The organism is Psychrobacter sp. T6-1, from assembly GCF_052258445.1.
In genome coordinates this window covers 1-5,914 of record NZ_JBQQFC010000144.1, presented here as the reverse complement: position 1 = coordinate 5,914, position 5,914 = coordinate 1, and the positions used below count along the sequence as shown (strand labels likewise).

At 45.3% G+C, this 5,914-nt stretch carries 5 protein-coding genes; 2 read left to right on the top strand and 3 right to left on the bottom strand.

Annotation, left to right across the window (positions count from 1 at the left end; genetic code table 11):
- Positions 1–255 (top strand): hypothetical protein (locus ACTXGO_RS08630; protein ID WP_443574063.1); only part of this gene is annotated, 255 nt, incomplete at its 5' end.
- Between the two features lie 352 nt (positions 256–607).
- On the opposite strand, the gene ACTXGO_RS08625 is transcribed toward ACTXGO_RS08630, so the two are convergent.
- From ACTXGO_RS08625 to mutS, 3 genes are all read right to left on the bottom strand, one after another.
- Positions 608–1,141 carry an REP-associated tyrosine transposase gene (locus ACTXGO_RS08625; protein ID WP_317199485.1) on the bottom strand — a complete coding sequence of 178 codons (534 nt, stop codon included), beginning with the start codon at positions 1,139–1,141 and terminating at the stop codon, positions 608–610.
- A 216-nt stretch (positions 1,142–1,357) separates the two neighbouring features.
- Positions 1,358–1,681 (bottom strand): ferredoxin FdxA, encoded by a 324-nt coding sequence (fdxA, locus tag ACTXGO_RS08620; protein ID WP_317199484.1) that lies wholly within the window; start codon positions 1,679–1,681, stop codon positions 1,358–1,360.
- Between the two features lie 95 nt (positions 1,682–1,776).
- On the bottom strand, positions 1,777–4,866 hold the full coding sequence (mutS, locus tag ACTXGO_RS08615) for a DNA mismatch repair protein MutS (RefSeq protein WP_443542399.1): 3,090 nt from the start codon (positions 4,864–4,866) through the stop codon (positions 1,777–1,779).
- A 298-nt stretch (positions 4,867–5,164) separates the two neighbouring features.
- Here mutS and ACTXGO_RS08610 point away from each other — a divergent pair.
- The coding region (locus ACTXGO_RS08610; protein ID WP_443574061.1) for a DEAD/DEAH box helicase at positions 5,165–5,914 on the top strand (750 nt) is incomplete at its 3' end.

Here is a 5,914-nt window from a genome sequence, read left to right as displayed (position 1 = left end):
ATTGGCATGCCCAATAGCGAGCACGGCTACACCCAAACCATCTTAAAGAACTGGGTTGAAGTGTTTGGCGATTCCGCTTATATCCTGACTCAAAACGACAGCAGCAAGTTACAAAACTTGATACTCTGTAATTTTGCCTGTCCAGATAGTCAAAAGCTTGCGCAAGCTGAGTTTTTAAATAAACGTCAACATGTCCATACCGATGACGTACCGAGACTTGATCGGTATTTATATCGCTCTATTGAGCGTTTGTGAGATATTTGACTAAAGGAACGTGTAGGGTGGACGATAGCGTATAAGTCTATTCGTTGAATGGCGGGTTACGTTTTATAAAAACTCTCGTTCAGAGTTTGGTAAAACTAACCCACCCTACGAAAAACTAACTTTGAAATATATCTGTCGTAGGGTGGGTTAGCGCAAGCGTAACCCGCCTATTAAGTATTATTAAAGGGTAGGTTACACTCTATCGAAATTTTCGTTAAGAATTTGATAAAACTAATCCACCCTACAAAAAATTAACTTTGACAATATAGCTATCGTAGGGTGGGTTAGCAACAGCGTAACCCGCCTTTATTGACGATAACAGGAGTATTTGATAAAGCTTTGGCTATTCTCCAATATCGCTATCATCGAACGCATTTGTAGCCCAATCTTTAGCATACCTCCCTTTTTTTACCTCACGTAAAAAACTAGAATATTCCCAATCAGCGGCACAACTTACTAGCTTGTGTTTGACAGGGTTAAAATGAATATAATCCATATGGTTATTAAAATCTAACTCATCACGTATAGTATGTTCCCAATATCGACGTTGCCAAACGCCAGTTTCTTTACGATTGATGCGACTGATACTGCCCGTCTGCTTTACCGATTGAGGGAGTTGACGACTAAAGTGACTTTTAAAAAGCCTGATACGGGCAGGATAATTATCATCATTGTCAGGCATCGTCCATAGCGCATGGATATGATCAGGCAGTATTACCATGGCTTCACTAGTAAAAGGTAGTTTTGATTGGGTCTTACTATAAGCCTGTCTTAATTCATCGATGTAGTCGGTCAAAAGGCAGCGGCGTCTATCATTTAAACAAAACGTGAAAAAGTAAGTTGCACCGACTTGTCTATTTCTACGATAGTTTTTCATAGATTCTACAAAAAAGTTAATGATAATAAAACAATATCATTACGATCGAAATTTATCTATGTCTATAATTTCATTTTGAATAACGTTTGGCGGGTTACGCTTTGCTAACCCACCCTACAATACAATATGGCTTATCAAAAGTTTCTCAATAAAAAAAGGCTGTAGCAAAAGCCACAGCCTAATGAATACCGAATGGATTATCTATAGCAAAACACGCTATTTTTCAAGATACTGAATCTTGCCTTCAACGCCGTCCCATTTTTCGGCGTCTTCCATTGGCGGCTTCATCTCTGTGATGTTTGGCCACTTTTGTGCCAGCTCAGCGTTAAGCTCAATAAAGACCTCTTGACCCTTAGGTACTTCGTCCTCTGAAAAGATTGCATTGGCAGGACATTCAGGCTCGCATAGCGCGCAGTCAATGCACTCATCAGGATCGATCACCAAAAAGTTAGGACCTTCATAAAAGCAGTCCACCGGGCAGACTTCCACGCAGTCCGTATGTTTACAAAGAATACAATTATCTGCAACGACAAAGGTCATAGGAAATCCTGTTATTGATTCGGCTTAAATAAAGAAGTAAAAGGAAATAAAATAAAGCGTATTTTAGCGCTTTTATCCTCATTTAACAATTGTCTTTAGCGACTACTGCGTTGTTTGAGCTCATAGAGTAAGTCATGTGCTTGTTTGGGCGTGAGGCTATCAGGATCGATCGCATCAAGCTCGTCATAAAGGCTAAATAACTGATTTTGTTGTTGATTGTGCTGAGTTTGATCGTGATTGGGTAAGGGTGCGTCATAAGCGTTATCAAGGTAGCTGCGGGCGCGTTTGTCGGTTACAGACTTAGCTAAGTCATTTTTGTCATCAGCACCTTGAGTGTTGCCTTTAGTGTTGTCAGGCATACTTTGAGAAGAGGGCTTATGAGGCGTCAAGCTATTGGCTAAATAACGTTTGGCATCTTCTAATACTGCCGTAGGAATACCTGCCATCTTGGCCACATGTAATCCAAAGCTGGAGCTGGCAGCGCCCTCGCGGATTTGATGTAATAGCAAAAGCTGCCCATCGACTTCGCTGGCAGCAACATGAACGTTACGAATGCCAGATTGATTGGTATCTTTATGGCTCTCATCACTAGTCTTGCCAGCCTCGATAGCCAATTGCGTCAGCTCAAAATAATGGGTGGCAAATAAGGTCAAACAGCCGATATCCAGCAGCTTATTGACGCAAGCATGAGCAATCGCTAGGCCATCTGTCGTCGCGGTGCCGCGGCCGACTTCATCCATCAGCACTAGTGACTTGTTAGTGGCTTGATTAAGAATAGTCGCGGTTTCGATCATCTCAACCATAAAGGTCGATTTGCCGCCTGCTAGATCATCAGCGGAGCCAATACGAGTAAAGATACGATCAATATCACCGATATACGCGCTTGTGGCGGGTACAAAACTGCCGCAATGCGCAAGGAGTACAATCAGCGCAGTCTGGCGCATATAGGTTGATTTGCCTCCCATGTTGGGCCCAGTGATCATCAGTAATCGCTCAGGATGATCAAAGGTACCAAGCGTACAGTCGTTGGCGACAAAATGGCTGGCTTGTTCCGTACTCGCGCCGTTTTTTTGACTCAGTGCGGCTTCGACGACGACGTGCCGTCCTTGAGAGATATTGATACGGGTTGTATTTTCATTGGTACTGGTTAAGCTTGCATTAGTATCACATTTGCCATCAGGGTTCATGATCGGGCGCTGCCACTGATAAGTTATCGCTAGATGCGCCCAGTTAGTGAGCACATCGAGCTGCGCGATGGCGGCGCTCAGCTGTTGCAGCTCTGGCAAATGCGAGCTCAGCGTTGTGAGCAGGGCTTGATATAGCTGCTTTTCGCGTGCCAGCGCTAAAGTTTGCGCGCTGAGATATTCGGTTTCGAGCGTCTTTAGCTCGTCTGTGATAAAGCGCTCGCTGTTTTTGAGCGTTTGCCTGCGGATAAAATGCGCGGGTGCTTGTAGCGCTTGTACTTTTGGCAACTCAAAATAAAAGCCACTAACTTTGTTATAGCCGACCTTTAGGCTCGGTAGTTTGTTCTCAATACGGGCGCGCGCCACCATGTCATCGAGCGTCGTTTGAATATTGTCATGCAGATGCGTGAGCCTATCGAACTCCTCATCAAAGCCTGCTTTTATCATACCGCCATCACGAATATGAGCGGGCGGCTCTGTAATGATAGCGCGTTCAATCAAGGCTGCAACCTCTTGTACGCTTGGTAGATGTGCGGGCAATTGTTGTATGAGCATAGCGAGCAGACCTGCCTCCTCATGATGAATACTGGCATCACTTAGCAGACCAGTTAGCTCAGCGCTACTGTTGATGCCATCCACTAGCTTACGTAAATCACGCGGCTTGGCACTCATCAAACCAATACGGCTACTGATGCGTTCGATATCGCCAATACTGTTTAATGTCTCACGTAGAGCGATGACGAGAGGTTTTTTAAAGCGTGATTGCTCGGTCGTTCGTTCATTATTAACCAATAGCTTGTCTATGGCCTCAAGGCGCATATTGATACGCGCGTGCTGACGTAGGGGGCGCTTCATCTGCTGCACCAGCAATCTGCGTCCCATCGGTGTTTGACAGTGGTTAAGTACAGATATAAGAGAGGTGCCGTTACTACTGACGGGAGTGAACAGCTCAAGATTTTGTTGGCTGCCTGCATCAATAATCAAATAGTCATCAATGTATTCAACAATGAGCTGGTTGACCTGCGGTACATGGCGCTGCTGCGTTTGCCGAGCATAATGAATGAGCGCCGCGCAGCTGGACTGCGCCAGTGGCGCGTCACCGATGCCCAAACCATCCAAGCTTTGAACCGCAAACTGCTGGCACAAGGTTGCTGGTGCATGTTGCTTATGAAAGTCAGCGGCAGCAACTTCGATAATGGGACAATCAAGGCGTGCGCGCAGCCATGCCAGCCACGTCTCATCGATAGCCTCACTGATGATACATTCGCTGGGTGCAAAACGTGCCAAGATGGTTAGCATCTGTGTTTGTAGCTCATCGAGGTTGTCTTTATCAACATCAATGGTTTGCGTGGTCAATGTTCCAGCCGCTAAGTCCAGTTGACTGATCGCAGCTTGCATAGGCTGAGCGCTGTTCTTTATTTTAGCGATATCGATAGCAACGACCGCTGGCGTATGATTAGGTGCGATGAGGGCGTCATCAGTGATTGTCCCTGCGGTGAGAGTTTTGACTACTTCGCGGCGCATAATACCGCCGCCTTTGGCCTTATTTTTTTTACTTTTATCACCGACGCTTGGTAGGTTTGATCCACTACTATCTTTTGAGCCATTACTATTTTTTAAGCCCTGACTATCAGCCGCCTCATCAATTTGCTCGCAGACGACGACCGTTTGCCCTGCTGCAATCAGCCGCGCCATATAGCTATCTGCGGCATGAAAAGGCACACCTGCCATGGCAATGGTGTTGCCCGCTTTGTCGGTGCCGCGGCGAGTCAAAGTGATATCTAGTATCTGCGCGGCGCGTTTGGCATCGTCAAAGAATAGCTCATAAAAGTCGCCCATACGGTAGAGGAGGAGCGCATGCGGATACTGGGCTTTCATTGTTAGGTATTGAACCATCATTGGCGTGTGATGCGCCAAATCAAAGACGCTATCCCCTATGATAAGGGGCTCGGTCATGCTTGAATTTGAGTCATTGGTGTGATTAAACGGCGCAGCAGGCATAGCGTATCTCTTAGTTTTGTATTTCTTAATTAAATAGTATTTGTTATATATTGTGCGCTATTTTACCATGACAAGCGCACCTTTCGCGTTGCCAAATCTACGCTCCACCCTTGTATCCATCGTCAGCATAACCATATATAATGACGGCACACTTAATTGGGTGGTACTTATATTGAATCGTACTTAAATTAGGTCGTACTTAGTCAGGCAAAGCATACTCAGGTAAAATTAAGCCAAGTAGCGATAGAGCACCCATTTGTTTGCGCTGATTATCGAATATTTCCATAGGTCAAAAATTATGTTATCAAAGATTGTAGGCAGTGTGGTTGGCACCAAAAATGATCGTGAGCTCAAGCGTATGCGCCGCGTGGTTAGCAAAATAAATGCGCACGAGGCGAGCATTCAAGCCTTGTCTGATGAAGAGCTACAACAAAAAACAGAAGAATTTAAAGCGCGATTTTTGAAGGGTGAGAGCTTAGATGCGCTATTGCCTGAAGCGTTTGCGGTCTGCCGTGAGGCATCCTTACGTATCACAGGTATGCGTCACTATGATGTGCAGCTGATCGGTGGTATCACCTTGCACGAAGGCAAAATCGCTGAGATGAAAACCGGTGAGGGTAAAACTTTAATGGCGACTTTAGCCATTTATCTTAACGGTATTAGTGGTAAAGGCGTGCACGTAGTTACGGTCAACGACTACCTAGCTGCCCGTGATGCGGATTTAAACCGTCCCTTGTTTAACTTTTTGGGTCTAAAAGTTGGCGTCATCTACTCACAGCAGCCGCCGCAAGAAAAGGTCGATGCTTATCAAGCTGATATCACTTATGGTACCAATAACGAATACGGTTTTGACTATCTTCGCGATAACATGGTGTTTAGTCTAGGCGAGAAAAAACAACGTCCGCTCAATTTTTGTATTATCGATGAGATCGATTCTATCTTGATCGATGAGGCGCGTACGCCACTGATTATCTCAGGTCAGGCCGAGGACTCCTCACGCATGTATGCGCTGATCAACACGATTATTCCCGTACTCATTCGCTCAAAA